The organism is Halalkalibacter kiskunsagensis (genome assembly GCF_037027555.1).
GTDB lineage: Bacteria > Bacillota > Bacilli > Bacillales > Bacillaceae_D > Halalkalibacter > Halalkalibacter kiskunsagensis.
The window spans coordinates 105,867-132,472 of the sequence record NZ_JAXBLX010000009.1 but is presented as its reverse complement, the minus strand read 5'-3'; the positions used below and the strand labels follow the sequence as shown (position 1 = coordinate 132,472).

Below are 26,606 nucleotides of genomic sequence, written 5' to 3'. Positions count from 1 at the left end.
CTGTCTAAAGCAGAAGGAGTTAATTCATATTCACGGACAATATCTTGACGACTTTTTCCACCTTCATATAAAGCAACAACTTGCTTCTTGAATTCTGTGGTAAACGTTCTTCTTTTTTTGGACATAGTAGATTCTCTCCTCACTCGTTATATGTTATTCTACTAGCCCTTATTTTTATTGTCCAACTAAGTGTAGCCTATCCATTTGTACACAGCTAAACAGCAAAGGGAGAATAAATATCGTTTTACTAGTGATGGTTAGGATTAAAAAATCTAGTTAGTGTAACTAGATTTTTTATGTGAAGAGGAATAATGGAAAGATGTTTAGGAAATGGGAGGAAGAGGGAAGAATAATGTAATACCTTTTTTTGCAGGGGGGGGGCCTATTTAAAGAAAAATTAATTATGGTGTTTATAGTTCTCCTGTTCTCCTGCTTCTTCTATTAACCTTAGTCATCCAAAAAGACTTCTTAAAGATTAAAGAACGATTTAATGAAGATACAACTAAGTAAGATTTTTCCCCCTTATAGAAAATCGTATATCATCCTTATTGTAGGTGGTATGATGTAGAAGGAATGAATGCATCGGAATCTAGGGGGATGAATGATGTCACAGAAAAAATGGTATAGGATGTGGCGCGTTTTTTCTTTAGCGTTATCAATTGTCATAAAAGTATACTGGCAGCGTTTTCTCAGAAAATCAGATGCGGATAAAGAAAAACTGTGGGAAAAGATTGGGAAAAAATTTCGACAAACTCTTTTTGAATTAGAAGGACTGTTGATAAAAATAGGGCAAATGTTAAGTATTCGTGCGGATTTGCTTCCGAATAGTTTTATAAAAGAAATCCAACAGTTGGTTGATCAAGTTCCCCCTTCTCCTTGGGAAGATATAAAAGCCGTGCTTGAAAGAGAGTGGAATGGCAATATTGAAGAAAACTTGCTTTCAATAGAAACAAAAGCGATTGCTTCTGCCTCTATTGGTGAGGTATACAGAGGATGGTTAAAAGATGGAAAGAAGGTCGCAATCAAAGTGCAACGTCCAACCATTCAGGCAATCGTCCGTACTGATTTTCAAATATTAGCTGTTCTTTTTTGGTTTGTACGTATTTTTGCTCCTATTCCAAAAGACTTTCTTAACTTTCCAATGTTATACAAAGAATTAAAACATGTTATGGAGCGAGAATTAGATTTTCAAAGAGAGTTGAAAACAGCGATTTCCTTTAGTGACCGGTTTCAACAAGATTCTCAAGTAATAATTCCACATGTGTATACAGACCTTTGTACGTCACACGTTTTGGTCATGGAGTGGGTAGATGGAGAAAGAATTACGAACATCGATTTTTTGAATGACCATCAAATTGATCGAGTGGAATTAGCGCAACAATTAATGAAAGTATTTCTTCCGCAATGGCTGCAGCCCGGTGTTTTTCACGCAGATCCTCATTCGGGAAACGTGCTTGTTAATGAGGATGGCAAGTTAATTTTACTTGATTTTGGAATGGTAGGTGAAATTAGTAAAAAAGATGCAACGGAGTTCCAAAATTTGGTTGAGTCATTTTTAATGAAAGATCATAAAAAGGCTGTAGAAGTGTTGCGGGCACTAGGATTTCTATTGCCAAGTGCAAATACAAAGTCAGTTGAACCTTTGATAGAAGAAGCGTTCTCTATTAATTTTCAGAAGATAAAAGAAATGGATCTGTTTGCTGTAAAAAAGGAATTGAATGACTTAGTCAGAACGCTTCCCATTCAAGTGCCAACACGGTTCATTTTTTTAGGTCGATCAGTTGTAACAATTGAAGGAATGCTATATACCCTTGTTCCTAATGAAGAACTACATGAATTAGCAAAACCTGTACTTCTTAATTGGATAAATGAGAGTGAGTTAAGTAAGTGGAAATTACTATGGAAGTGGTTGAATGCACAACCTTTCACGAAAATTATTACCGACGTGTTGCATGTAATAAAAACGCCACAACGATATGTTGAATGGAAGGAAAACGAGCAGCAAAGAAACTTTCAATTTATCATTTATGAGAATCAGAAAAAGCAAATGTTTATGTTAGGGTGTATGGGCTTAATCGGTGTATTCATAGGGACATACCTCAATCAATCGTTGCTCTGGCAAGGAGCAACAGTAGTAATAGGATTATCAGCACTCGGTTATATTGTAAGCCGTCATAAGCAGAAAAAAGTCTGAACGCAAATAGTAGAATCTAGATAAATGTTCGTCCGTATTAAGAGCGAAAAGGAAAAAGTGAGGGAATGGAACTTTGTTTGATCCAACGGTTTTTGAAAATATAAAAGTGGCCATTGAAAATTATGTGTATGATCTAGATAACATAAGTGGAGAAGTTGATATTACGAATCGGATGGATCGCTTAGAATTATCAGTGATGTCAAGGGAATTTCGTCTTCAATTTTCACTTGCTACCTATAAAGAAATCACGGCAGAAATCGTGCTGCAAGCCTCGTTAAAAGATTTAGCAGATGAGATCCTGGAGGTTCCTGGTGAAAGTCCAGGATGCAGTCTCTTTGTTCGATACATGTTGAAAGTCGAAGATATAGAGAATGAATGCAATCAAATTGATGCGATTATTAGTAAAATTTGGGACCCAGTCTTGCCTCCTATTCAAACCCTTCGTTTTGATTATGGCAAAGATGATCATTTGTATCACAATACAATAGAGCTTTCTTTCCCCCATAAAATAAATGAGGAGCAAATGAAGGACATTCCTGAGTTTATTGATCATGTTCTAAAGACACTTGGTGAATTGCAATATGGTTGATTTGAAGAAGTTTCAACTGGCACTAAGCAATTTATGATTGTATGAAGAGTTACTGCAGGGTTAAAGCTAGATTCAGGAGGCGATGTTGATGAAGAAAATCGAATGTGCATTTGTCAAAACAAATGGCATAACACTTCATGTTGCTGTTGCAGGAGCTGAAGATGGACCTCTTGTGATGCTTTTACATGGTTTTCCTGAGTTCTGGTATGGGTGGAAATATCAAATTGACCCTCTAATCGAAGCGGGGTATCGAGTCGTTGTACCAGATCAGCGTGGCTATAATGTAAGTGAAAAGCCAGAACAATGTAAGGAATACACGCTTGATGTGCTACGAGATGATATCGTTGGATTAATTCACTATTTTAAGCGGGAAAAAGCTACTATTATTGCTCATGATTGGGGTGGTGCAGTAGCGTGGCATTTGGCACAGAGCATGCCTGAGTATGTAGAGATGCTCATTCCAATTAATATACCTCATCCGTTGATAATGAAAAAAGCCTTATTATTTAACCCAGTACAATGGGTGAAAAGCTCTTATATATTGTTTTTCCAAATTCCATTTATACCAGAGAAAGTATTGAGTGCAAATGATTTTGAGAGAATGATAATGCTTATGATGAAAACGAGTTGCCCCAATACATTTACAACTGAAAAATTAGAGAAATATAAAACGGCATGGGAACAGCCATACGCCCTAACAGCTATGCTAAACTGATATCGGGTGATGTGGCAAAGTTTGAATCAAGTGAAAAGCTGTAAGGTTGTTGTTCCAGTTCGAATGTTGTGGGGAAGAAGTGACTGTTTTCTTACAATGAAATTAGCAAAAGAAACGATGGACATTTGTATCGATGGACGATTAATAATGATTGATGAGGCGACTCATTGGGTACACCGTGAACAACCAACAATCGTGAATAGACAGATTGCTTCTTTTCTAACTGAAAGACAAGGCAGGTAAAGTTATCTTGTATTCTAAAACCGAAAATTACCATTGAATGCTTGAGGAAGATCGTGTATTATAATTTATACAAGCTGCGTTGTACGTTTGCAATATATGTTTCAACCTTTATACTTAGTTAGGGAGTTTTACATCGGAGTAGGAATGTCAAGCCTTCAATGCGTAGAGGAAGACTGAACTATTTCTGCAAACACCCACTTTTAGGAGTGGTGGTTTGGAACTCTATTAACAAACGGCAACTGCGGCACCAATGATACAATTAACAGGATCAGATCCACTTGGATTTGATCTTTTTTTGATTTTTTCTCACCTGAAACAATATATGAGTCAGTGAAGGAACATGGTATAATATGTTAGAGTGAAATACATACATAATGGTGCAAAGAATAGTTACGTTTAAAAAAGTTCAAAGGAGACTCATATGTCAGATTACAAAGCATTATTTCTTGATATTGACGGTACGATTTTAACGCCAGATGATACGATTGAAGAGTCGACGAAAGCAGCCGTAAAGCAAGTGAAACAAAAGGGGTTAGAGGTGTTTCTTGCAACGGGTCGACCGCTTCATGAAATTAGAGAAATAGGACAAGAATTACAGATTGAATCATTCATTGGGTACAACGGTGCGTATGCCGTCCATAAAGGAGAGGACGTTTTTATGGAACGGATGGATTCAGAAATGATTCAACATTTTTTAAATGTTGCCAAGGAAAAAGGTCATGAAGCAGTTATGTATACAAACGAGAAAAATGTACTTACATCAAATGATTCCCAAGTCATGGAAGACTTTATTCAGTACTTCCATTTAAAACATAATGTCTTGTACCAATCAGATTACCAAGATCAAATACTGGGCGTTTCTCTTCTGAATTTAGGAAAAAATGATGTGGCTCTTTATGAAGAAGGAAATAACATTCACTTGTCTCCTATCAACGTAGCAGGTTTTAAAGAGCATTCGTATGATGTTATTCGAGACGAAGTGAATAAAGGATTTGCAGTTCAAAAGGTCGTTGATTTGCTTGGATTCAAACCAGAAGAGGCAATTGCTTTTGGAGATGGAATGAATGATAAAGAAATGCTTTCGTTAGTAGGTGCTGGATTTGCGATGGGAAATGCCCATCCTGATTTATTTCAATACGCTAAGCATAAAACAACTGACGTACAAAACTCTGGCGTTTTTAACGGTTTGAAGTCATTGGAATTAGTTGAATAGAAAATAGTCCAAATCTTCTCAGATGATGAGTTGGTTTGGGCTTTTTGTTTTGAGTAGATGTTAAAGATGGATTACTGGAAATCAAACCATCATAATAATAGAGATCATTTACACAAATACTAAATTAAAGAGTAATGTTGACATGTAACCATTTGGTTTCGTATAATAAAAAAAGAAACCAAATGGTTGCATATAATGGAGGTACTCATAATGGGAGATAACAAAACAGAAACGCCAGATATTCAAAAAAATGAAGTGTTTTATGCAAAAATTGAAAAAGTTTGGAATGCTGTTGCAACTGCTGAAGGCATTGATTCATGGTTCATGCCAAATGATTTTAAACAAGAATTAGGGTATGAATTTACAATACAATCTCCTTTTGGCCCGACACCTTGTAAAGTATTAGAACTCGATCCACCAAATCGTCTTGTGTTTTCTTGGGGGGAAGATGGATGGAAAGTCTCGTTTGAGTTAAAAGACATGGGGGATAAGACTGAATTTACGCTTATTCACTCTGGATGGGGAGCACCTAATGAAATCGTTCCAGGACCAGGACCAGATCAAACAAATAAGGATATTCGCAATATTATGAACAATGGTTGGGATTCAATTGTTGCAGAAAAACTTCGTGAAGTAGTTGAGGCATAATGTCAGCTGCACAAAGGCATGATGTCTTTCAAGCGATTGCTGACCCTACAAGAAGGAAAATGCTACGAATGTTGGCTGAGAAAGAAATGCCAGTTACAGTCATTAGCAATCATTTTCCGATGACGCGTACGGCTGTTTCGAAACATTTGCGTATACTCTCTGAATCCAATTTGGTAAGTGTCGAAAAGGTAGGGAGAGAAAAACGTTACAAACTCCAGGCGGAAGCATTGCTTGAATTAAAGCAATGGCTTTCCTTTTACGAGCAGTTTTGGGATAACAAGATGGCTAAGCTTAAACATATTGTTGAGAATGATGGCACTACTGATTTGAACCTGCACGTAACTAATAAAACTAACGATAAAAATCGGGATGAAAAGAATCGTTTATAAAATAAAGGAAGGGGTTACTGAAAATGCGCATTTCGCGTAGTTGGCAGGTACCCTTTTTTCTACTGTTCGCTTATAGGAAGACAAGAATCCTCGGTGGATAACTGTGATCAATTGTTATAGGAGAGAGTAGTCACCCCCTTAAAGAAGAAAATAGTCTTGTTGTTACATTGTTATGTTAGAGGAAGTTGTAAGTAATCACAAAACAAGATCAGCAACTATCGAGCTGCTGATCTACTCATCATCACGTATCATTATCCCTTTTTGTCCTTTGTTATTATCTGGTATCAAGCGATATAAATGGACAGTAACTATTCCACGACTATAGGATGCATCAATTTTGTCCTTCCGAACAGGGAAGGGCAATTCGATGATACGTTTAAATGGCCCTTGAGAAAATTCCTGTTGAATTAATTGAAATCCAGAATGTTCTTGGATATTATTCCCACTAACTTCTAAGGTGTTGTCACTAACATTTAAATAAATATCCTCCACTTTTTTTATTCCTGGCAAGAAAAGAAGGCACTTTAATTCATGACCAGCTTGATACAGATTTACTCTTGTTTGTTGATCATTTCCATTGAAGACGTTTTGGAAATTCTTCCAAAAATCATCTTGAAAATGGGATTTTATTGGATGGTTCCAATCAAATGGATTCAATTTCATTCACCACCTTCATCTTTATTATATGTTCTTCCTGACTTCAATGAGGTGATTACTGGGTTAAAAAGCTTGTTCCTTATACATTCCCAGCTACGTTTTGATCCGCCAGATCTGGATCAAATGTATTATTCATGTTAAAACCGTTATTGGTTATGATAAAGTCCCCTGTGTTACCACTACCTGATCCTGATACTTGTTTAGATGTGCTTTTTGGAGAAATATTTTGTGAATCACCAAAATTAATAACACCTTCATTTGAATTTATTTTGAAAGGTCCGCAAACAATCGAAGGCATAAAAACACCCTTTTCTATTTTTAATATTGTATTTTATTCAGAAGGAAGAGAATCGTTCCTTTCTTCGTTTGGACTTGAGTCCTCCTGTTGATTTGAATCATCTTGTAATTGGCGAATGTGCTTCACTCTAGCTTCAGCATCGATCGTTTTCGTTGACCCAATATGCAAAACTCCTGATGCTGAGCAACTCGTTACATCAATATGATTCACATAAATAAAAGGAGAATCATTGTGTTTTGTGAAATTTACATTTTCATCAATGATTGATTTAGGCAGGGGCTTTGTAAAAATAGGAAAAGCTTCAAAGTTGCCCTCATCACCAAAAAAGAGCTCATATTCACGTTGTACGGCAAGTGCCTTTGAGCGTGGCTTAATGTGGCAAGAGTCACCAATTTCAAAAATAGAACCTAACGAGACGTCTGTAACAGAGATCGTTTTAACAGATGATGTTCGTTTAAACATTTTGACTACACTCCTTTAGGACCGTGCAAGCGGAACGAATGGACCGATGATTAGTGATTCAGGTGGTGTATCAAAGACGGAAGATAACGTGATCGAATCAGTGTCACCAACTAAAAAAACAGAAGAACTCGATACACCGATAATTCGGATATTGTCGACACATATACTTTTATTAACGACTGTAAAATTCATATTATGGAAGATTCTCCTTTCTTGGGAGGTTGCGAACAAACTCGTCGTATGTTTTTAAAATGTCTTCTCGTACCTTATTGAATGTCTTCTCTTCCATTTCAGTCACTTGTGCGGGTTCTAATGAATTCGTATTAATTTGGCTTACGTAATGGTTTATGCGATGATCAACTTGTCTTCTAATATCTTCAATAATATATTGTCGGTAATGGTTATCTAATTGGTAATTGTTTTCTACCTCAATGGATTCGATGTCCTGTAAGCATGCTCCGTTCAAATACTCATAGACACGTTGTTGAACGGTCTCATTTATCATTGGTTGTTGCTGATTTACTTGAGGTACATGTAATTGATTTTGATTAACAGCAAAATCTTCAATTGAATGTTCTCCATTTTGTGGAGTAATCCCAATGTTTAAGGTACCTTCTAATCTCTCAACTTTTAATTGATCAAACTTATATTCTATTTTTTCAATGTTGGACGTTTTTTCTTTTTTTAAGGTTTCCATTTCATTTTGAAGCTGCTGAATGGTCGTCTCTAATTGAGTAATTCTTTGATGTTGAGAATGAATATAATTATAAATTTGTTGGAGATTTTGTGCTAGATCCGAGTTATTGTAATACATAAAATCTCCTCCTCTTTTATCATTATGATGAGCCAGTCGGTGGAGCTAGAGGAACAAGAGGAGGGCGTGCTCCGTTTCCTCCAGCTTCAGGTGCTGGTTCAGTAAAACCTCCTGTATTGTAAAGGTTCGACAAAGGTTTAATCATCCCAGCACTTCCAATTTGCAATACAGAAGAGTTTGTAATGCCTTCAACTCTCAAATTGTGTATGGTTATGCTTTGATTAATATGAAAGTTCATGCGCTCCTCCTTAAATGATTGATTTCACGTTCGAATCAAGTACATCTTGATCATATGTTTTCGTTATACTGCGATCATTTCGTACCCTTAAATTGTCACCTGTATTAAATGAGCCTGCTCCTGCAAACGTTTTGGCTGTACTGACTGGATTCATTGTAAGTACATCGCCAATATTAAAAACACCACTGCTTCCTACACTGATAACTTTTACCGCTCCTACAATAGCTGGCATATTTAAACCCATCCTTTTTTAAACATTAGCTATTTATAAAGTATGTTAAACCGTGATAAGTGTTCATATATATGCGTTAATTTTTATCCTACCTAGAGAGGGGTATTGTGAATGTTCCCTACAAATGAGTTGAAATATTATTACATGATGAAAATTTTGTATAGAGAACAGAGACAAGGAAATGACACCCAAAAGCCTAGTTGAGAGGAGTGGGTTTCTCCTATCAGGGCGAGTAGCGAACGATTGCCAACTCTATTTCTAGCTTTTGAAACAGCCCATTTCCTTTCCTTTCCTATCCTTCATTTTCAATTCACCTATTACAGTGTGTAAGCGGGTAGAAAAAGATCGGATATTTACAAGGCCACTGAAAAAGGTAAAAAGCAACCTTTTTCAATGTCCTTATATTTACCATCATTTTAGTGAGTCTTAGACTGTAGATCATCATAATTGTTTTCCCAGGTAATAAGAGAGTAGCTTCAAAAGATCATTTTGAGAGGACGTTGAACTTATAAAAAACAGGGGTGCGATGCTAGATTCAAGCATCGCGTTTTGGTATGCTTAACAACAATGTGAAATCTTGGTACATTCATATAAAAAGCATTGTAAGATTTTTTTGAGTAAGGTCCGGTTTGTAAGATTATATTCCATGAGCTATGATTTAGATATAGTGATTAGAATAGAAGTACGGGGGAACAGTTATGTATCATGCAAAGACATGGAAAGAAAAGATCGTTTTATTTCTTGCTATCTTATGGCCAATCATGGTTACGCAAGTTAGTTTCTACGCAATGAACCTTGTAGATACAATGATGTCTGGGCGAGTTGGGACAAATGATTTAGCAGGGGTCGCAATTGGTTCCAGTTTATGGATGCCAATTTTTACAGGAATAAATGGAGTATTGCTTGCCGTTACCCCTGTTGTAGCACAACTATTGGGTAAGGGACAGCGTGATCAAATTTCATATACAGTCATTCAGGCACTTTATTTATCCATCTTGCTTGCTTTGGCAGTTGGGGGCGTAGGTGCTTTTTTACTTGATCCAGTTTTATCGATAATGAATTTAGATCCAGCGGTTTATCATATTGCCTTTCATTATTTAATAGGACTATCAATCGGGATTATTCCCCTGTTTGCTGCGAATGTCCTGCGCTATTTCTTTGATGCGCAAGGGTATACTCGTATTACGATGATCATTACCGTTTTGGCTGTTCCTTTTAATGTACTGTTGAATTATGGATTTATCTTTGGAAAGTTGGGGTTGCCAGCACTTGGGGGAATTGGTGCAGGTTATGCAACAGCGATTACGTATTGGATTATTTTTTTGTTTAGCATTTGGATGACTTATAAAGTAGATGTGATTCGTCATTATCAATTGTTTGTAAAATGGGCTGTTCCTTCATGGAAAGCTTGGAAGGAACAGCTTGCAATTGGGATTCCAATCGGACTTTCGATCTTTTTTGAAGCGAGTATTTTTTCTATTGTGACGTTATTAATTGGAATGATGTTTACAACGATTACGGTTGCAGCACACCAAGTTGCGCTTAGCTTTACGTCGCTTATGTTTATGATCCCGTTAAGCATCTCCATGGCTTTAACGATCGTTGTCGGTTTTTCGGTTGGTGGAGAGAGACTGCAGGCAGCTAGACAATACAGCAATCTTGGTGTCCTAGGTGGGATTGGTATTTTGGCAATAGGGTCTGTTTTTTTATATTTTTTCCGTGAACCCATTGCCTACCTTTATACAGAAGACAGGGAAGTAGTCTTACTAGCTGGTCAATTTTTCATCATCGCGATTTTTTATCAGCTTTCAGATGCTGCTCAAGCGGGGCTGCAAGGCGTATTAAGAGGGTATAAAGATGTAAAGGTTCCGTTTATTACGGCGTTCATATCGTATTGGATAATTGGAATACCCTCAGGTTACTTGCTAGCGGCGTATACAGATCTTGGACCGTTTGGATTTTGGATTGGAATTATTTTAGGGTTAACGTGTGCGGCAGTTGGCTTTTTGATCAGGTTACGAGTCATTCAGAATAGAATTACGCGAAATCAAACAATTAGGGACCTAGGTGAAATAGGAGATAAGTAATTAAGTAGTAATTATATAAGGCATCCAGCTATGGATGCCTTTTGTCTGAGCATTTCTTATTGTTACCCATGCATTTCTTTTTCTTGTGATAATGCTTCATGTGTCTTGACAGATTTTTCTTTGGTCGAAAGATAAACTCCAACAATAACGACAGCTCCCCCAACTATTTGAGCAATGGTCACTGTTTCATTTAAAAAGAAAACGGCTCCAATGATCGTAAAGACAGGTAGCAAATTTAAAAAGATTGACGCGCGTGATGGTCCAATCGCAGCTACTCCTTTGTTCCAGAAGATTAACGCTATGACCGATGGGAAGGTCCCTAAATAAAGCAGTCCCAAAATCAATTTTGGTTCGAGTAAATGAACGATTCCTTCTCTCGACTCATATGCAGCAAAAGGAAACAAGACAATTATCGATAAAAAGACCATAATAGCAAGGCTTCCGTATAATGGGAACTTGTGACTATGTTGCTTGATTAATAGAGAGTAAACAGCCCACGCGATGACGGCAAGAACGACAAGGACATCTCCGAGGTTAAATTGCAGTTCGGTCAAAACTGTTAAAGATCCTTTTGTAATAACCCATAAAGCCCCAGCTAATGATAAAAAGATTCCGAAAAATTGCAGACCGTTTAGCCTTTCTTTTAAAAACACCATCCCAAGAATGATTGCAAATACAGGTGTCGTTGTTTCAATGACGGCAACATTCGAAGAAGATGTAAACTGCAAAGAGGCATACAAAAATAAATTAAAGAATAGTATACCGCTTAAAGAAAGGGCAGCAATTGGTTTCCACTCTTTCATCCATAGCGTGCGATTACTCTTCAGATCTTTCCACCCTAAAGGCAGCAGAATAAGAAAGGCAATTAGACAGCGAAAAAAAGTCATCGTAATCGGAGATAAATCACTTAAGGCTTTTCCAATTAAAATGTTTCCCGAAAATATGAACATAGTAATAGTAAGAAGCAAATAAGAGCGTAACATGTTGTATCATCCACCTTTTCAGAAATTATTGTATCATGGATGATTAGATCGTACGTATAACGTTGAATATTTTGTGAAAGTGAATCTAAAAAGACTAGTGGGGTTGTTTTCTGTTTGAGGACTCTTTATTCAGGAACAATAGTAGACAGGAGGGGATTTGAATGGAGCGAGTAGTTGCATTAAAGGCATTAGTTGGATCCGCGAATTACAATTTAACGACTGCAGAGTCAGACAAAGATTATAAAGTTTTTGTCTTGCCAACATTCTCAGACCTTTACTACAGCAAGGTATATACTGCAAGTATTGTCGGTGAAACGATAGATCAAGATTATCATGACATAAGAAAACTGGTTAGCCTTTTTTGGAAATCAAATGTTAATTTTGTAGAGGTGCTTTTCTCTAGCGACGTAACGATAAATAAAAACAGTTGGATCAAAAAGTCAATTGATCAAATCTTTGATATGAAAAACGAAATCGCAGCAATGAATATCCCCTACCTCTACAAAGCGTGTAAGGGAATGTATTATAGCAAGACAAAGTATCTCGAAAAAGGGAACGAAGGCACATGCCATTTAGTTGAACAGTTCGGTTATGATTCTAAGTCTGCAATGCATGCTTATCGGATTATGGATTTTATCGAGCGATTTGAACAGAGTGGATTCAAGAATTTCAAAAGCGCCATCAAGTATGATGATGCAGGGAGAGAATTTATGATTCACATGAAAAATGGACAGCTTACAAAAGCCGAGTACATAAAATTAGCGGAAAAGAAAATGTCTACTTTTGAGAAACTAGAAAAGGTTTACTTACAGCAACCAGTGAATGAAGATAGCAAAGAAAAGTTAGAGAATATTATATACCTATTGGTTACTGAAAGTGTAATAAAGGAATTAAATTAACAAGGGGGGATGTTTTCATTGGTTTCAAATGAGAATCATGAAAAAATGACAAAGTTACTTGAGATTACGAAACTTTTGACAAAATCATTAAAAATTGAAACAGTTTTAGATACGCTCGTTAAAGCTGCTAACGATTTAATTGAAATTTCTGATACGGTTATTCTTTATTTGTATCATCCTGAGGAAAATACGTTAAAAGTCGCAGAGGGTGTCGGCATAAACAGGAACATGATGGACAATATCGCCTTTGCTCCTGGAGAATCGATTACAGGAAAAGCATTTCTGAATAAAAAATCCTATTTGTTTGCCGAAGAAGGTGATGTGAAAAAAAACATGGAGAGCATGTCCGAGAGAAATTTTCACTTTTACTTCCAAGGTGTGTATGAAAGACAAGTAAAAAGTGCTTTTTGTGTGCCGTTGCTTTATCAAGAGAAATGCCTGGGAGTATTACTAGTTGATAACTTTGAAAACGAAGGCCGTTTTACAGAAGACGATATGAGTATTATTGAAATGATTGCTGATCAAAGTGCAATTGCCATTGTGAATTCTGATCTTTTTCGAACGATAAAAGAAAAGAATCAACAATTGGAGCATTCATTTGAGATCCACCAGAAATTTACGAACGTATCATTAGAAGGTGGGGGAATTGGCACAATCATATCCTTATTGTCTCGTATTCTTGGAATGATAACAAAATTTACCGAGCAAAAGGGTGCCGACGTTCGGAATAATATTTTTCCAATTATACGAGGAAAAGAAACTCTAGGCTATATTCAGGTGGAAAAAGATCTGAATATGTTGAACACTCTTGAACAAGTCGCTCTTGAACATGCTGCCACCGCTTTGTCGCTTGAAATAGTGAAACAAAATGCTTTTTATGAAAAAGAGTTGCATTTTCGTGAAGAGGTATTTCAACAAATAGTGGATGGTGTTCCTTCAGGAGATTTAAAGCAAATTACAAAACATTTTAACTGGAATACAGAATGGGATTTTGTCTGTATCGTAATGGAAGGAAAAGAGAATCCGTTATGGAAAGAACAAGCAATCAGGGACAAAGAACGGTTTATCAGGTCTACTGAAGAAATTAGTCGATCAGTAAGTCAATTTAGTTTTGTATTCACACGTGGGTTTCGCGTTATTTTGGTTGTTCCAGTAACAGAAAAAGAAGATGTTGTCGGAAAAATAACAACATTTATTGAAGGGAAATGGGCTATCTATAAAGGGATTGTATATGGGGTTGGAAGAACAGGATCTCTTTTCCAACTTGGAAACTCTTACCGAGAAGCAGTAGATGCTGTTCGTTATGGAAAAGTAGCAGGAACTGAGAAAGTCATTACTTATTCGAAACTAGGTGTAGAGCGATTAATACAAAAAGTCGATCAGACAACACTAGATTATTATGTACAGGATAAGCTAGGAGATCTGTTTTCAATGGAATCAGTTTATTTCACTACGCTCACTTGTTTTATTGAAGCAAATAAAAATCATAAACGTACAGTTGAGCAATTACATATCCATCCCAATACGTTATATCATAGATTAAAAAAAATTGAACGCACCTTACAAATTTCATTAGAAAGAGACGATGATTGGATTAATCTTGTCGTTGCGTATCGTATCTATGTGGGTAGACACAAAAATTAAGTAATTTTATTGTTTACTTCCATATATTCATTGCTTTTTCTGAACATTATAATTATTCTACATGAACGTTTTAAGGAGGTGTGTAATAGATGGAACAAATTCAATTAACAAATATAGACCATCTTATAGGAAAGCTTATTGAGATACGACAAGAACTTCACCGATACCCAGAAGTTAGTTCAAAAGAATTCGAAACGACTGAGCGGTTGAAAAAGTGGTTGCTAGATTCAGGGTATCGTATTCTGCCGACAAAAATGAAAACAGGAGTCATTGCTGAAATCGAGGGACTAAAAGGTCCAGGACCAACAGTTGCTTTTCGGGCTGATATTGATGCCTTACCAATTATTGAACAAACGGGGCTATCTTACTCGTCAAAAAATGAGGGCATTTCTCATACATGTGGACATGACTTACATATGACACTTGCACTTGGAGCAGCATTTGTCTTAGCAGAAAGCCGCGATCAATTTAATGGTACGGTACAATTTATTTTTCAACCGGCTGAAGAAACAACTCAAGGAGCCAAAGAAGTAATTGAGAACGGGCTTTTTGAAGATGGAAAAATTAAAGCTATTTTCGGTCTTCATAATCAACCTGGAATCCCAGCTGGAAAAATAGGTTTAACAGAAGGGAATTTAATGGCAGCTGTTGATACGTTGCACATTAAAATTACTGGTAAGAGTGGACATGGTGCAATCCCCCAGAATACCGTTGATTCGGTAGTTGCAGGTTCAGCTGTAGTCATGGGCCTTCAATCAGCTGTCAGTCGAAATATTGATCCGTTTGAACCTGTTGTGATAACGATTGGGAAGTTCATCTCAGGAACAACTCATAATGTGATTGCTGGCGAAGCTGAATTAATTGGAACCGTTCGAAGTTTTAATCCAAGAGTAAGGCAAATACTACCTGAATTAATAAAGAGAATTGCATGTGAGATTGCAAAAGGATACAACGCAGATGCTCAGGTTGATTTTATTCCACAAGTGCCAGCGATCCAAAATGATCCAGTCATGACTCATATTGTTCAAGAAGCCGCGGAAGAAGTTGTAGGGCGAGATGCCATCGTTCAGCCAGAGCCAACGATGGGTGGAGAGGACTTTTCGCTCTATCAACAATATCGACCTGGGTGTTTCTTTTGGGTAGGAACAGGTGACGAGGAAAAAGGTATTACTAAACAATGGCATGATCCAGCATTTTTAGCGAACGATGATATTATTCCAGATACTGTGCGGATTATCGTTCAAACATTACTAAAAACGATTAAACATTTAGATTCATCACGATAAAAGGAGGGATTGGGATGACAGAAGAACGAAAGAACCTATGGAAAGATTGGCGTCTTCATGCAATTGTCTTTGTACTTGTGTTACTAACCGAACGAATTGGTACTCACCAATTTTCAGTTGGTCCTGGCGTAATTTTATTACTACCGATGCTTTATGCACTAATACTTGGGTTGATTTTATACTTTACACCGCTAATCAAAGATAAACAATCAAAAAATGCAGAACCACTAATCATACTTGGAGTCACCTTGTTGATTGCAAAAATTGGGGTCATTATCGGACCATCGTTGCCTGACATCATAGCTGCAGGTCCAGCCCTGTTGCTTCAAGAGTTAGGGAACCTAGGTACAATCTTCATTGCCCTACCAATTGCGATCATGCTTGGTTTAAAAAGAGAGAGTATTGGAATGACTCACTCAGTTGCACGTGAACCGAATGTTGGCTTAATTATGGACAAATATGGATTCAACTCACCCGAGGGTAGAGGAGTCATGGCGATTTATATTTTCGGAACGGTTTTCGGTGCTGTTTTTATGGGCTTGATTTCAGGATTTTTAGCTACATTAACTCCTCTTCATCCACTATCTTTTGCAATGGCATCAGGGATTGGAAGTGGAAGTATGATGGCTGCAGCTAGTGGATCCCTTGTTGCTGCCTTTCCTGCTCTTGAAAATGATATTATTGCATTTGCAGGTGCTAGTAATCTATTATCATTATCTACCGGTTTGTATTTAAGTATTTTTGTTGGCCTACCATTAACGGAGAAATTATATTCAATTTTAACAAAAAGAAAAAATCAAAAATTAGATCAAAATACAGGGAAGGGGGCGTAAGCATGCTAAAAAATATTCAAGAATGGACATTATTATTAGTGATTTTTGGGGTTGTTGCTACTCTTGGGAACTGGATTGGATATGATGTCATGCCCCTACAGGCAATTCCAGGAATGATTGTCTTGGTTCTGATCTGTCTTGTTGGATTAATTATCCACAAACTGTTACCATTTCAAATTCCTAGTGTGGCCTACATTGCCATTATTGGTATAGTTGTATCGATGCCATGGATGCCAGGATCTGCTTCTATTGTTACTTGGACAAACGAAGTGAACCTCTTAGCCTTAACGACACCAATATTGGCATATGCCGGTATAGCCATTGGACGCACATGGTCTGATTTTGTTACATTAGGATGGAGAACGTTTGTCGTTGCAGCATTCGTCTTATTTGGAACCTTCATCGGATCGGCACTAATTGCCGAACTTGTTTTAAGAATACAAGGAATTATTTAAGAGTTTTTTCAAAAAGGTCGAACTTTACCTTTTTGAAAAAACTCGTAGCAATGAGCGAAGCCGCCGTAATGTTTAAAGCTTTTTGAGCGAACTTCTCAAAAAGCGCACGGCGAGCGGAGCCATTGCGTCTACCGCACAAAAAGGTCGAACTTTACCTTTTTGAAAAAACTCTTTTATGGAAGCGACATTTCGACAATAGAAATTAGTCGCTTTTTTGGTTTGTGTTCAAGTAATATTTTTTGCGAAATCTTGAAAATAAATTCGTTTTGTTTCCCAAATGTGATGTGTGTTTTTTTCCAAAGATGACATGAAAGTAATATCATTTTTTTCTTAATTTTGTACATCATATAAACAAGCTTATCAATAGGGGGAAAACGTAAATGGATGAGCAATGTTTTTATTGTAACAACACAATTGAAGATACTTATTACCATGGCGTATTTGTCCAGCAAAATGAACATGTTGATAAACCTCTGTGCAATGAATGTTATAAAGAATGGCTTGAAGGGATAAAAGAATAGGTCTTTGAAAAAGGTAAGGGGGAAACCCTTGCCTTTATCACTTTTGTCAAGAAATGGTTTTAAATAAAAGGGGCATCTCGAAAATCATTGCTCGCAACCACAACAGTTAGTAAATTATCAGGCACTTAACACACATTGATTTCATAGACTAACTGTATCTTGGATAGCAAGGAGTGAGTGCTGTTGTGGGCAATTTTTATGATGAGAATACTTTGAAGCCCAATGTATATGTGCAAAAAAAAGACCATGTCAATCAAAATATCTTTTACTCAAATAGTATAGAGTCTCAAATGAGTGATTTCCAACAAACAATAAGAACTCTTAGTCAGTTTAATAAAAAATTGCTGAACCAATTAGAAGATCAGGAGAAAATGACACAAAAACTGGCGAAAAGGAACAAGAAATACGAACGAACCGTTGATAGTCATAGTAAGATTCACAAAAAGCTTTCTAGTAAAATAAAAGCGCAGGAATCTACCACTGATAAGTTACAAGGAAAGAACAAAAAACTGCAGCACAGACTAGAGTCGCATGAGCAGGTGCACGAAGACCTTTCAACTCAATTAAACCAGTTGGAGACCACAACGCAAAGTCTGCAACAAACACAAGCGCATCTTATTCAGAAACATGAGGAAGTTCCGCTTCTGATAAAAGAGCAGGAGAATAACACTACCCAAACCTTGCAAGAGATACAAAAAATGGTGAACCAAACAGTTGTAAGTAAAGAACAGATAAATGAAGAACTTACGAATCTAATAAAAGAACAAGAGACTAGCACAATCCAAACTCTGCAAATGATGGAAGAAAAATTGCAACAATCGCAAAAAAGCTATGATCAAAGAAATGAAGAACTTTCAAGTCTATATGGAAAACTTTCAAATGCTTTAAATGAACAGGGAAACAGCGCAAATCAAAACCTTCAAACAATGCATGAATACATTCAAGATATAAATAAGCAAAAAAATGATCTAGAACTAGAGTTAGTGAACAAGTTAGAAAAGTATGAAGAAGAGAGAAGTGCCTTACAATTAGAGCTTTTAAAGCTTGCTGATAATCAAAAAACATTAACAGAGCGACTCAATTGTATAGAGCAAGCAAATGAAGATCTATTTACTGAAATCAATCAATATAGCAATCGTTTAATGTCCCAGGAATTGTTATCTAAAAAGGTAGAAAGCGAACAAGAAAACCAAAAAGTAAGACAGGATGAAGTAATTCAACAATTTGAATTACAAAAGGTTGATCACGATGATTTACTTCAGAAAGTGAAGAAGAATGAAGAAGACCAAAAACAAATTAAGGAAAGTTTTAAGGAACTTGTAGATATTACGTCGACAATATCAGGACAAATTAGCGATCATGAAAAAGTGCAATTAGAACTTTACACACAACTTAATCAGCTACAACCTGTTCATGCAGCAAGTTCTAACCAACCGAAGAAACCCATCTCTAAGGAAATGTCACATTTTTCAACAAAGATAGAGAGGTCTGAATAGAAAACCAACCAATAGGTGTTATCTATTATAAAACCATAACAGGATGCAGCTCCTAATTATTTGCTGATTCCTAAAAGAAATAACGATAAGAGGACGAAACCGTTGAGATTTCGTCCTCTTATTGTTATTGTATTTTCGTATTTTACTTGCTGTATTTCTAAATTAATCGAGGATTTTGCTTTCTAAGTCATCAATCATAAGATTAGCAGCAATAACTCCACCTGCTGTATTCCAAACTTCATCGCTCACTTTATGCGCATTTCCACTTTCTACAACTGGTAACTGTTGGAACAGGGGATCATCTAACCATTCTTGTTCTACTTTTGATCCTTCGCCGTCACCTGTTTCATATGTGAAGTAAAACAGAATATCACCGTCCATGTCTGGAATCATTTCTTTCGTTGCTCCCATAATAGCAAATTCATCGACATCTTGTGATTCAGGACGGTTAAAACCAATCTCCTCAAGAATGACTCCTGAGAATGAATCCTTTTGATAAATACGAACATCGCCACCAAGGAAACGGATCATAGAAACTTCTAAATCTACTAAATCTCCAGCTTGTTCTTGGAATTGAACAATGCGGTCAGCATACTCATCTAAGATTTGCTGGCCTTCTTCCTCTTTGTTAAGAGCTTGGGCGTAAAGCTCGAAATTAATTTTCCAATTTCCTCTAAGGGACTCTGCAAAGACAGTTGGTGCAATGGCGCTTAATTGTTCGTAAACAGCTTCCTGACGCATTTTGTTTCCGATAATTAAATCAGGTTTAAGGGCAGCAATCGCTTCTAGGTTTGGCTCACTTTCTGTTCCTACTTCTTGAACACCTTCCATTTGATCACTAATATGCGCATACCAAGGGTCACCAGTCCAAGATGAAACTGCTCCTACTGGTGTAACACCTAATGCTAGTAAAGCTTCTGTTCCTTCATTTGTTAAGATCACGACTCGTTCAGGTGTTTTCTCAATTTCGGTCGTATCCATGGCGTGTTCAACCGTATAAGCAGTGTTATTTGTTTCGGCTTCTGCATTATTTTCTATTTCAGTGTCTGAAGTTTCTGGTGTCGTTTCTTCAGAATTATTTCCGCAAGCAGTTAAAGCTAAGATAAGTGTAAGCATTAGTGCAATAAGAATCGACTTCATTGATTTTTCGATCATAGTAATTCCCTCCAAATATTATGTAATTGATAATAAATTTCATTTGCAGTTACAATATTAAAGTTTGTTCTGTCATATGTCAATACATAATTGAAAGTGATTCTCGTAATCATTGACAATAGTTATCACTTGCAATAAACTAATAGACATAGAAACATGACGTTATAAATAAGTAGAAATTAAAATAGGAGACATTGCACTATACTAAAGAAGGAGTCACCATCATGTTATTACAAACAAAACGAGCAAAAGTTCTTGGACTTTTACTTGGATTCTTATTATTTCTCTTATTTATTTGCTTTAGTATTGTTTATGGATACACAAATACAACGTGGACTACAGCAATTGAAGCCTATACAAAGTATGACGGGTCGAATGAACACCTTATTATTCAAACAGTGCGGATGCCAAGGGCTTTAATTGCCGCTGCGGTTGGAGCTAGTCTTGGAATTGCAGGTGCGTTAATGCAGGCATTGACGCAAAATCCTTTAGCCGATCCAAAAATCTTTGGAATTAATGCTGGAGCTAGCTTTTTTATTGTTTTTGCTGTCTCCTTTTTTTCGATTACTTCATTAGGAGCCTTTATTTGGATTGCTTTTTTAGGAGCTGCTGTGGCAGCTATCATCGTCTACTTTATCGGTTCATTAGGGCGAGATGGATTAACGCCGATGAAATTCACATTAGCAGGCGCTGCAATTTGGGCTTTGTTTTCCTCCTTAACGCAAGGAATGCTTGTATTAAATGAAAAAGCATTAGAGGAAGTCTTATTCTGGTTGGCTGGCTCTGTACAAGGACGAAAGCTTGAATACTTACAAAGTGTATTGCCATATCTGACGATTGCTTGGGTTGGCTCATTGATACTCGCACGCCATATTAATCTTTTATCGATGGGGGAAGATGTTGCAAAAGGATTAGGTCAAAAGACCGTACTCATTAAATTAGTTACTGCTGTCATCGTTATTCTTCTTGCAGGAGGGTCTGTCGCAATAGCAGGACCAATTGGTTTTGTTGGGATTATGGTTCCTCATCTTGCTCGTTTTTTTGTAGGCATTGACCATCGCTGGCTGATTCCTTACTGTGCCATTATCGGAGGGTGTCTGTTGCTTGTAGCCGATATTAGTGCTCGTTATATTATCATGCCGCAAGAAATTCCGGTTGGGGTCATGACGGCGATTATTGGAACTCCATTCTTCATTTATATTGCACGTAAGGGGTTGACTAAATCGTGAAGTTTACTAAGTATCGTGCATTTCGTTTTGGAAAAGAAAACATATCCTTTTTAGTTGACCGCAAAAGTTTAATTGTCATCCTTGTACTCCTAATTTTGACCATTCTTATAGCATTAGTTAGCGCTGGGTTAGGTGATATGAAGATTAGCCCAATCAATGTAGTAAAGGCGTGGTTTGGTTATGGACCAGACACGGAGCGTCTCGTTGTGAATTCGTTTCGATTGCCTAGAATTATCATAGCGATTCTAGTTGGAATTTCCTTCGCTATTTCAGGAGCGATGTTACAAGGAATTGTTCGGAATCCTTTGGCTTCTCCCGATATTATTGGGATTACGGGAGGAGCAGCAGTAGCTGTTGTATCCTTTTTAGCCATTTTTAGTGATGAGAATAATGCATTAACCGTAAGCATTAAATGGATGCCATTAGCTGCCTTTATCGGTGCTACGGCAATTGCCTTTCTTATATATATATTAGCGTGGAAAAATGGGGTATCACCGATTCGATTAGTGTTAATTGGAATTGGTTTATCTGCCTTAACTCAAGCATTAACTACATTATTTATGATATTAGGTCCGATTTACCGGGCAAGCCAAGCCAACATTTGGCTAACGGGATCAATCTACGGGGCAAGCTGGGAAAATGTCTCGACTTTATTACCATGGACAATTTGTTTACTTATCATCCTAGTTATGGTTACGAGACATCTAAATGTACAAGAGTTAGGTGATTCCGTTGCAATGGGTGTTGGGAGTGCAGTCGGGCGTCAGCGCATGGTCCTCCTCCTTATAAGTACTGGTTTTGCAGCTGGAGGAGTTGCATTTGCAGGTGGAATTGGGTTTGTAGGATTAATAGCACCTCATATTTCTAGAAAACTTGTCGGTTCCTCCTTTGGAGCATTACTCCCAGTTTCTGCATTAATCGGTGCAATATTAGTGATGGTTGCAGACTTAATCGGAAGAGTGTTCTTTGGTCCAAGTGAGATCCCTGCTGGTGTCTTTACGGCAGTAATAGGAGCTCCATATTTTATTTACTTATTGTATAAACATAGAAACCTTTAAATAGAAAGGAGTTACATGTTATGAGTCTAGAAGCATCGGCATTAACACTTGGTTATGGTGAGTCAATTATTATAGAGGATCTTAATTTGCAAATTCCTAAAGGTGAAATTACCGTTTTTATTGGTGGAAATGGTTGCGGGAAATCTACGTTACTACGATCACTTGCAAGATTATTGAAGCCAAAAACAGGTTCAATTATTCTCGATGGAACGACGATTCAGAAAATGCAAACGAAAGAGATTGCCAAACAATTGGCTATTCTTCCGCAAGGTCCAGAGGCGCCTGAAGGTCTAACTGTTTTACAATTAGTGAAACAAGGACGGTATCCTTATCAAAACTGGCTAAAACAATGGTCTGAAGAAGATGAGAGGAAAGTTAACGAAGCTTTAGAAGCGACACAAATGACGGAACTAGCAGAAAGACAAGTTGACTCTCTATCAGGAGGTCAACGTCAAAGAGCTTGGATTGCAATGACGCTTGCTCAAGATACAGATACAATTTTATTAGATGAGCCAACAACGTATTTAGATATGACGCATCAAATTGAAATTCTTGATTTGTTATTTGACTTAAATGAAAGAGAGAATCGAACGATTGTAATGGTTCTCCATGACTTAAATTTAGCCTGTCGTTATGCTCATAATATTGTAGCTGTTCAAAATAAAACGATTTATGCTCAAGGAAAGCCTGAAAATGTCATTACTTGTAACCTAGTAAGAGATGTGTTTCGAATGGAATGCCAAGTTACGAATGATCCTATTTTCGGTACACCATTATGTATTCCTTATGGAAAAGGGCGGTGTTTAGTTAATAAAGTGGGTGAAAACGATGGAATGCCTTCCGCTAAAATTGGATGAACAGCAAAGCCTTCGTGAATTTCGTGTTTGCTTTCAAAAAGGTGAAGGAGATTCGTTAACGATTCCAATCAGAGAATTAACAAATAACGTTCTCTTGAAAAATTATATGGATAGAGTCCAACAAAAGTTGAACGCACCTAATTTAATGGTTGCAGCTTCCATGTTTGCTAAGCGCTATAGTTATTTAATTGTTGTTCCGGCACTATATTCCTTTTCAGCTTTGAATAAAAGGGTGAATGTATCAATCGATCATGTCAGTCTTGAGCCGTCTGGGTCCAAAGAGTATTGGCTGCCAGAGCTTTATCTTATGGATCAAACGGTTGTTTCTCCAAGTACGATAAAGGAAAGAGAAGAGTTACGAGAGCAGGTTATAACAGAGTTGTTTGCTGATCACTTGAATGTCATTTGGGAGGAACTTTCAAAAATCGGCAAAATCCCTAAACAAACCCTTTGGGAAAATACTGCTATTTATCTTTTTTGGTTGTATGAAACGTTGTTAGACAAAGATTTTCCCGAGTTAACAAGAAAAAGGATTAAAGATGATTTTCATTATCTATTGTACAACGCTGATAGTTCTCTGTTCGGAAACTATAATAGAAATCCTATAACTAAATTTTTTCATGATAAACAAATGATGGATGGTAGTATGGTTCGAAAAAGAAGGACTTGTTGCTTTTCTTATGAATCTGAAACGCGGAAGATGTGCAAAACTTGTCCTAAGAATTCCTGCTGATATAATAGAAGTTAACTAAGTGATATCTTAAAAGTGAAAAAAAGGCAGCGGCTTCGCTCATTGCTTCGGGGGTGTCCAAAAAGGTCAAAACGAGACCTTTTTGAACACCCCCTTAAAGTTGTGCATAGAAAAAATTTAGAAGTTCGAAATAATAGATTATTAGTAACGATTCGTGTACTCTATAAAGTATGAACTGAGCCTGCCATTATCGTGAAAATAAAAAGAATGAGGGAAAGAAATGGAAACAACTGAGTATAAAAAATCGACAATTGTGGCGCTTTTGCTTGCTGGATCATTCATCGCCATATTAAATCAAACATTAATGATTACAGCGATACCGCCAATTATGCAAGAAATGAATATTACGGCGAATAGTGCACAGTGGCTTACAACCGTTTTTATGTTAGTGAATGGGGTGATGATCCCTGTTAGTGCCTTTTTGTTGGAACGATTTACAACAAGGCAGCTTTTTATTACCGCTATGAGCATTTTTGCTTTTGGAACGTTGGTTGCTGGGCTCGCACCTAATTTTGAAGTGTTACTACTTGGACGGGTCATTCAATCAGCTGGAGCAGGTGTCATGCTTCCACTAATGACAACCGTATTTTTAATGATTTTCCCTGTGAATAAACGAGGGGCAGCGATGGGGTTAATTGGCCTTGTTATTTCTTTTGCTCCTGCGATTGGTCCAGCCTTGTCGGGATGGATAACGTCTAATTATTCATGGCGCCTCTTGTTCTTTATTATCTTGCCGATTGCTATAATTGATATTATTATTGCGTTTTTTGTTTTGAAGAATGTAACGGAAGTAACCAGACCAAAAGTGGATGTACTGTCAATTATGTTGTCTTCCTTTGGTTTTGGAGGGTTACTTTACGGATTTACTTCTGCAGGGAATAATGGATGGACCCATATCATTACCTTGGCTTCGCTAGCGATTGGAGTTCTAGCACTTATTTGGTTTATCATTCGTCAACTGAGATTGGAGCACCCGATGCTTGAGTTTCGAGTGTTTAAGTATTCGATTTTTCCATTTGCTGTTGTGATTGGAATGATCGCCTTCATGGGATTAATCGGAGTAGAAACGTTAGTGCCTTTATTCATGCAAAACATGCGGGAATTTACGGCATTTGAAGCAGGTCTCGCCCTTTTACCAGGAGCGGTAATTACAGGGGTTATGTCACCAATCAATGGACGTATCTTTGATAAAATAGGAGCACGTTGGCTTGTGTTAATTGGGTTAATTATTATGACAGCCTCTTCGTTCGCTTTTATTAATTTAAGTCATGAAACATCCTTTACATATATTACGGTAATGTACGGGGTGCGTATGTTTGGTTTATCTATGGTTATGATGCCGATTCAAACCGCAGCATTAAACCAGCTACCAAAACGATTAATTCCACACGGTGCTGCTATGGACAATACGATGAGAATGATGGCCGCATCTGTAGGGACGGCAATTCTTGTCACTGTAATGACAACGACTGCGATGTCTGCCGAGCATCGCCCAGACATCTCATACCCTGACATTCATGGTGTAAATATAGCGTTTCTAGTCGTATCAGTTCTTTCGTTGTTTGCTTTAATTCTTTCCTTTTTTATCAAATATGGAAAGTCGGCAGAGACTAAAAATGGGTGAACAGAAGCAAGAAAGCCCCGGTAAATGAGTAGTTTTCTATTGAATGAAAGAAAGGAGGGTTAAAATGGAAAAGATAGCTCTTGGTGTAGTAAATGAGAAGATCAAAAACGTAGAAGGCTGGAGGGTGTCGGATGAAAAATGGTTAATTAAAAAATATCGCTTCCGATCATATCTGAATGGTATTTCATTTGTGAACAAGGTGGCTGAGCTTTCAGAACAAGAAAATCACCATCCATTTATATCAATTGATTATGTAGTTATTACGATTAAGCTCTCTTCATGGCGAGCAAATGGAATTACTGATCTTGATTTAAAGCTGATTGATGAGTATGATCAGTTCTACCGATTAGAGAATCCTACCCTTTAAAATAATTATCATTCCTGTCCTTTCTTACTTAAATGGGCAGGAATTTTTGGTGGTTAAATGTATTGAAGATAAATCAATTTTTTTTGATGTTTTAATTGCCAAAACATACCTTTCTGAATATAATAAGGTATATCAAAAAAAATTGATTAGTTAGTAGTCAAAAGGAGGAAAACAATAATGATGAATTATGATCCTTTTACAAAGGCTGAAGTTGAGTATCGGCAAAGCGAAGCGAGTCGTTCTTACCAAGAGGTCAATTTCAAAAATGACAGAAGAATGGCAGTGGCAAATGGATGGTTGCAATCATTTAAAGCGCTCTTTACGAGAAAGAGACCTTGTTGCACTTATGAATGTTAAGAAGTATTATGTATTATTGATCAAAAAAATTGATGGCGTAACTTTGACTCCCACTAAACTTTATCAATCAAAGTTAGTGGGAGGTATGCTTAAATGATTAAGTAGCCCGCGTGCCTAACAGCTTTTGCCATATGTACTACATCTGTTATCGTTTCATCATACAAAACGGTTACAGTTTTATTTTTTAATGATCCTTTTGCTTCACTAACCCCATTAATCCCTTTCAATGCATTTTCAACAGTTGAAAGACAATTCCCGCAACTCATTTTTTCTACTTGAAGAGAGATATTTTTCATAATGTGTCACCTTCTT

The 26,606-nt window shown here is 37.1% G+C and carries 31 protein-coding genes, 1 other RNA gene and 1 pseudogene; 22 read left to right on the top strand and 11 right to left on the bottom strand.

Going from position 1 to position 26,606, the window contains the following annotated elements; translation table 11 throughout:
• Window positions 1–125 (bottom strand): transposase (locus SLH51_RS07455; RefSeq protein WP_335960345.1); only part of this gene is annotated, 125 nt, incomplete at its 3' end.
• Window positions 126–604: 479 nt separating this feature from the next.
• On the opposite strand from SLH51_RS07455, the gene SLH51_RS07450 reads away from it, so the two are divergent.
• The 7 genes and pseudogenes from SLH51_RS07450 to SLH51_RS07420 all read left to right on the top strand — a co-directional run bounded on the left by SLH51_RS07450 (window position 605) and on the right by SLH51_RS07420 (window position 5,991).
• Window positions 605–2,194: an ABC1 kinase family protein gene (locus tag SLH51_RS07450; RefSeq protein ID WP_335960323.1), complete on the top strand. Its 1,590-nt coding sequence runs from the start codon at window positions 605–607 to the stop codon at window positions 2,192–2,194.
• 73 nt (window positions 2,195–2,267) lie between these two features.
• Entirely contained in the window at window positions 2,268–2,783 is a 516-nt protein-coding gene (locus tag SLH51_RS07445; protein ID WP_335960321.1) for a hypothetical protein, read from the top strand.
• An 88-nt stretch (window positions 2,784–2,871) separates the two neighbouring features.
• Window positions 2,872–3,741, top strand: a pseudogene (locus SLH51_RS07440) (alpha/beta fold hydrolase).
• A 68-nt stretch (window positions 3,742–3,809) separates the two neighbouring features.
• Window positions 3,810–3,993: non-coding RNA, 6S RNA (ssrS, locus tag SLH51_RS07435), on the top strand.
• Window positions 3,994–4,162: 169 nt separating this feature from the next.
• A complete protein-coding gene (locus tag SLH51_RS07430; protein ID WP_335960319.1) occupies window positions 4,163–4,954 on the top strand; it encodes an HAD family hydrolase in 792 nt (263 codons plus the stop codon).
• Window positions 4,955–5,164: 210 nt separating this feature from the next.
• Entirely contained in the window at window positions 5,165–5,602 is a 438-nt protein-coding gene (locus tag SLH51_RS07425) for an SRPBCC family protein (protein ID WP_335960317.1), read from the top strand.
• Window positions 5,602–5,991: an ArsR/SmtB family transcription factor gene (locus SLH51_RS07420; RefSeq protein WP_390183807.1), complete on the top strand. Its 390-nt coding sequence runs from the start codon at window positions 5,602–5,604 to the stop codon at window positions 5,989–5,991. Before SLH51_RS07425 ends, SLH51_RS07420 begins: the two co-directional genes overlap by 1 nt.
• Window positions 5,992–6,222: 231 nt before the next feature.
• On the opposite strand, the gene SLH51_RS07415 is transcribed toward SLH51_RS07420, so the two are convergent.
• The 7 genes from SLH51_RS07415 to SLH51_RS07385 form a co-directional block, all read right to left on the bottom strand.
• Window positions 6,223–6,654: an Hsp20/alpha crystallin family protein gene (locus SLH51_RS07415; RefSeq protein ID WP_335960315.1), complete on the bottom strand. Its 432-nt coding sequence runs from the start codon at window positions 6,652–6,654 to the stop codon at window positions 6,223–6,225.
• Window positions 6,655–6,727: 73 nt separating this feature from the next.
• A complete protein-coding gene (locus SLH51_RS07410; RefSeq protein ID WP_335960314.1) occupies window positions 6,728–6,946 on the bottom strand; it encodes a spore germination protein in 219 nt (72 codons plus the stop codon).
• A gap of 33 nt (window positions 6,947–6,979) precedes the next feature.
• Window positions 6,980–7,408, bottom strand: a complete 429-nt coding sequence (locus tag SLH51_RS07405; RefSeq protein ID WP_335960312.1) for a spore germination protein GerPE — start codon at window positions 7,406–7,408, stop codon at window positions 6,980–6,982.
• Between the two features lie 15 nt (window positions 7,409–7,423).
• Window positions 7,424–7,600 carry a spore gernimation protein GerPD gene (locus SLH51_RS07400; RefSeq protein WP_335960311.1) on the bottom strand — a complete coding sequence of 59 codons (177 nt, stop codon included), beginning with the start codon at window positions 7,598–7,600 and terminating at the stop codon, window positions 7,424–7,426.
• Window position 7,601: 1 nt separating this feature from the next.
• Window positions 7,602–8,222: a spore germination protein GerPC gene (gene gerPC, locus SLH51_RS07395; RefSeq protein WP_335960309.1), complete on the bottom strand. Its 621-nt coding sequence runs from the start codon at window positions 8,220–8,222 to the stop codon at window positions 7,602–7,604.
• A gap of 22 nt (window positions 8,223–8,244) precedes the next feature.
• Entirely contained in the window at window positions 8,245–8,460 is a 216-nt protein-coding gene (locus tag SLH51_RS07390) for a spore germination protein GerPB (RefSeq protein WP_335960307.1), read from the bottom strand.
• Between the two features lie 10 nt (window positions 8,461–8,470).
• Window positions 8,471–8,692: a spore germination protein gene (locus SLH51_RS07385; RefSeq protein ID WP_335960306.1), complete on the bottom strand. Its 222-nt coding sequence runs from the start codon at window positions 8,690–8,692 to the stop codon at window positions 8,471–8,473.
• A 698-nt stretch (window positions 8,693–9,390) separates the two neighbouring features.
• On the opposite strand from SLH51_RS07385, the gene SLH51_RS07380 reads away from it, so the two are divergent.
• Window positions 9,391–10,779 carry an MATE family efflux transporter gene (locus tag SLH51_RS07380; protein WP_335960305.1) on the top strand — a complete coding sequence of 463 codons (1,389 nt, stop codon included), beginning with the start codon at window positions 9,391–9,393 and terminating at the stop codon, window positions 10,777–10,779.
• 62 nt (window positions 10,780–10,841) lie between these two features.
• On the opposite strand, the gene SLH51_RS07375 is transcribed toward SLH51_RS07380, so the two are convergent.
• Window positions 10,842–11,762, bottom strand: a complete 921-nt coding sequence (locus tag SLH51_RS07375) for a DMT family transporter (RefSeq protein WP_335960303.1) — start codon at window positions 11,760–11,762, stop codon at window positions 10,842–10,844.
• A gap of 161 nt (window positions 11,763–11,923) precedes the next feature.
• Between SLH51_RS07375 and SLH51_RS07370 the strand changes: the two genes are divergently transcribed.
• From SLH51_RS07370 to SLH51_RS07340, 7 genes are all read left to right on the top strand, one after another.
• A complete protein-coding gene (locus SLH51_RS07370; protein WP_335960301.1) occupies window positions 11,924–12,661 on the top strand; it encodes a DNA polymerase beta superfamily protein in 738 nt (245 codons plus the stop codon).
• An 18-nt stretch (window positions 12,662–12,679) separates the two neighbouring features.
• Window positions 12,680–14,305, top strand: coding sequence for a helix-turn-helix domain-containing protein (locus SLH51_RS07365; RefSeq protein ID WP_335960299.1), 1,626 nt, complete (start codon window positions 12,680–12,682; stop codon window positions 14,303–14,305).
• Between the two features lie 89 nt (window positions 14,306–14,394).
• Window positions 14,395–15,591 (top strand): M20 metallopeptidase family protein, encoded by a 1,197-nt coding sequence (locus SLH51_RS07360; protein WP_335960298.1) that lies wholly within the window; start codon window positions 14,395–14,397, stop codon window positions 15,589–15,591.
• A 14-nt stretch (window positions 15,592–15,605) separates the two neighbouring features.
• Window positions 15,606–16,424 carry a DUF3100 domain-containing protein gene (locus SLH51_RS07355; protein ID WP_335960296.1) on the top strand — a complete coding sequence of 273 codons (819 nt, stop codon included), beginning with the start codon at window positions 15,606–15,608 and terminating at the stop codon, window positions 16,422–16,424.
• 2 nt (window positions 16,425–16,426) lie between these two features.
• Window positions 16,427–16,879: a hypothetical protein gene (locus SLH51_RS07350; RefSeq protein WP_335960294.1), complete on the top strand. Its 453-nt coding sequence runs from the start codon at window positions 16,427–16,429 to the stop codon at window positions 16,877–16,879.
• 380 nt (window positions 16,880–17,259) lie between these two features.
• Complete coding sequence (locus SLH51_RS07345) at window positions 17,260–17,400, top strand: hypothetical protein (protein ID WP_335960293.1); 141 nt, start codon at window positions 17,260–17,262, stop codon at window positions 17,398–17,400.
• Window positions 17,401–17,573: 173 nt separating this feature from the next.
• Complete coding sequence (locus tag SLH51_RS07340) at window positions 17,574–18,896, top strand: coiled-coil domain-containing protein (protein ID WP_335960292.1); 1,323 nt, start codon at window positions 17,574–17,576, stop codon at window positions 18,894–18,896.
• A 162-nt stretch (window positions 18,897–19,058) separates the two neighbouring features.
• Here SLH51_RS07340 and SLH51_RS07335 read toward each other — a convergent pair whose 3' ends face one another.
• Window positions 19,059–20,051, bottom strand: coding sequence for an ABC transporter substrate-binding protein (locus SLH51_RS07335; RefSeq protein WP_335960290.1), 993 nt, complete (start codon window positions 20,049–20,051; stop codon window positions 19,059–19,061).
• 224 nt (window positions 20,052–20,275) lie between these two features.
• Between SLH51_RS07335 and SLH51_RS07330 the strand changes: the two genes are divergently transcribed.
• The 7 genes from SLH51_RS07330 (at window position 20,276) to SLH51_RS07300 (ending at window position 26,294) form a co-directional block, all read left to right on the top strand.
• Window positions 20,276–21,280 carry a FecCD family ABC transporter permease gene (locus SLH51_RS07330; RefSeq protein WP_335960288.1) on the top strand — a complete coding sequence of 335 codons (1,005 nt, stop codon included), beginning with the start codon at window positions 20,276–20,278 and terminating at the stop codon, window positions 21,278–21,280.
• Window positions 21,277–22,338 (top strand): FecCD family ABC transporter permease, encoded by a 1,062-nt coding sequence (locus SLH51_RS07325; protein ID WP_335960286.1) that lies wholly within the window; start codon window positions 21,277–21,279, stop codon window positions 22,336–22,338. Before SLH51_RS07330 ends, SLH51_RS07325 begins: the two co-directional genes overlap by 4 nt.
• 20 nt (window positions 22,339–22,358) lie before the next feature.
• Window positions 22,359–23,195: an ABC transporter ATP-binding protein gene (locus SLH51_RS07320; RefSeq protein ID WP_335960285.1), complete on the top strand. Its 837-nt coding sequence runs from the start codon at window positions 22,359–22,361 to the stop codon at window positions 23,193–23,195.
• Entirely contained in the window at window positions 23,167–23,928 is a 762-nt protein-coding gene (gene fhuF / locus SLH51_RS07315; protein WP_335960283.1) for a siderophore-iron reductase FhuF, read from the top strand. The genes SLH51_RS07320 and fhuF overlap by 29 nt, the downstream gene beginning before the upstream one ends.
• Window positions 23,929–24,166: 238 nt before the next feature.
• Complete coding sequence (locus tag SLH51_RS07310) at window positions 24,167–25,570, top strand: DHA2 family efflux MFS transporter permease subunit (RefSeq protein WP_335960281.1); 1,404 nt, start codon at window positions 24,167–24,169, stop codon at window positions 25,568–25,570.
• Window positions 25,571–25,634: 64 nt separating this feature from the next.
• Entirely contained in the window at window positions 25,635–25,937 is a 303-nt protein-coding gene (locus SLH51_RS07305; RefSeq protein WP_335960279.1) for a 4a-hydroxytetrahydrobiopterin dehydratase, read from the top strand.
• Between the two features lie 177 nt (window positions 25,938–26,114).
• A complete protein-coding gene (locus tag SLH51_RS07300; RefSeq protein ID WP_335960277.1) occupies window positions 26,115–26,294 on the top strand; it encodes a hypothetical protein in 180 nt (59 codons plus the stop codon).
• Window positions 26,295–26,383: 89 nt separating this feature from the next.
• Here SLH51_RS07300 and SLH51_RS07295 read toward each other — a convergent pair whose 3' ends face one another.
• The gene (locus SLH51_RS07295) at window positions 26,384–26,590 is read right to left on the bottom strand and encodes a heavy-metal-associated domain-containing protein (RefSeq protein WP_335960276.1); all 207 of its coding nucleotides are present in this window, start codon (window positions 26,588–26,590) and stop codon (window positions 26,384–26,386) included.
• Between the last annotated feature and the right edge of the window lie 16 nt (window positions 26,591–26,606).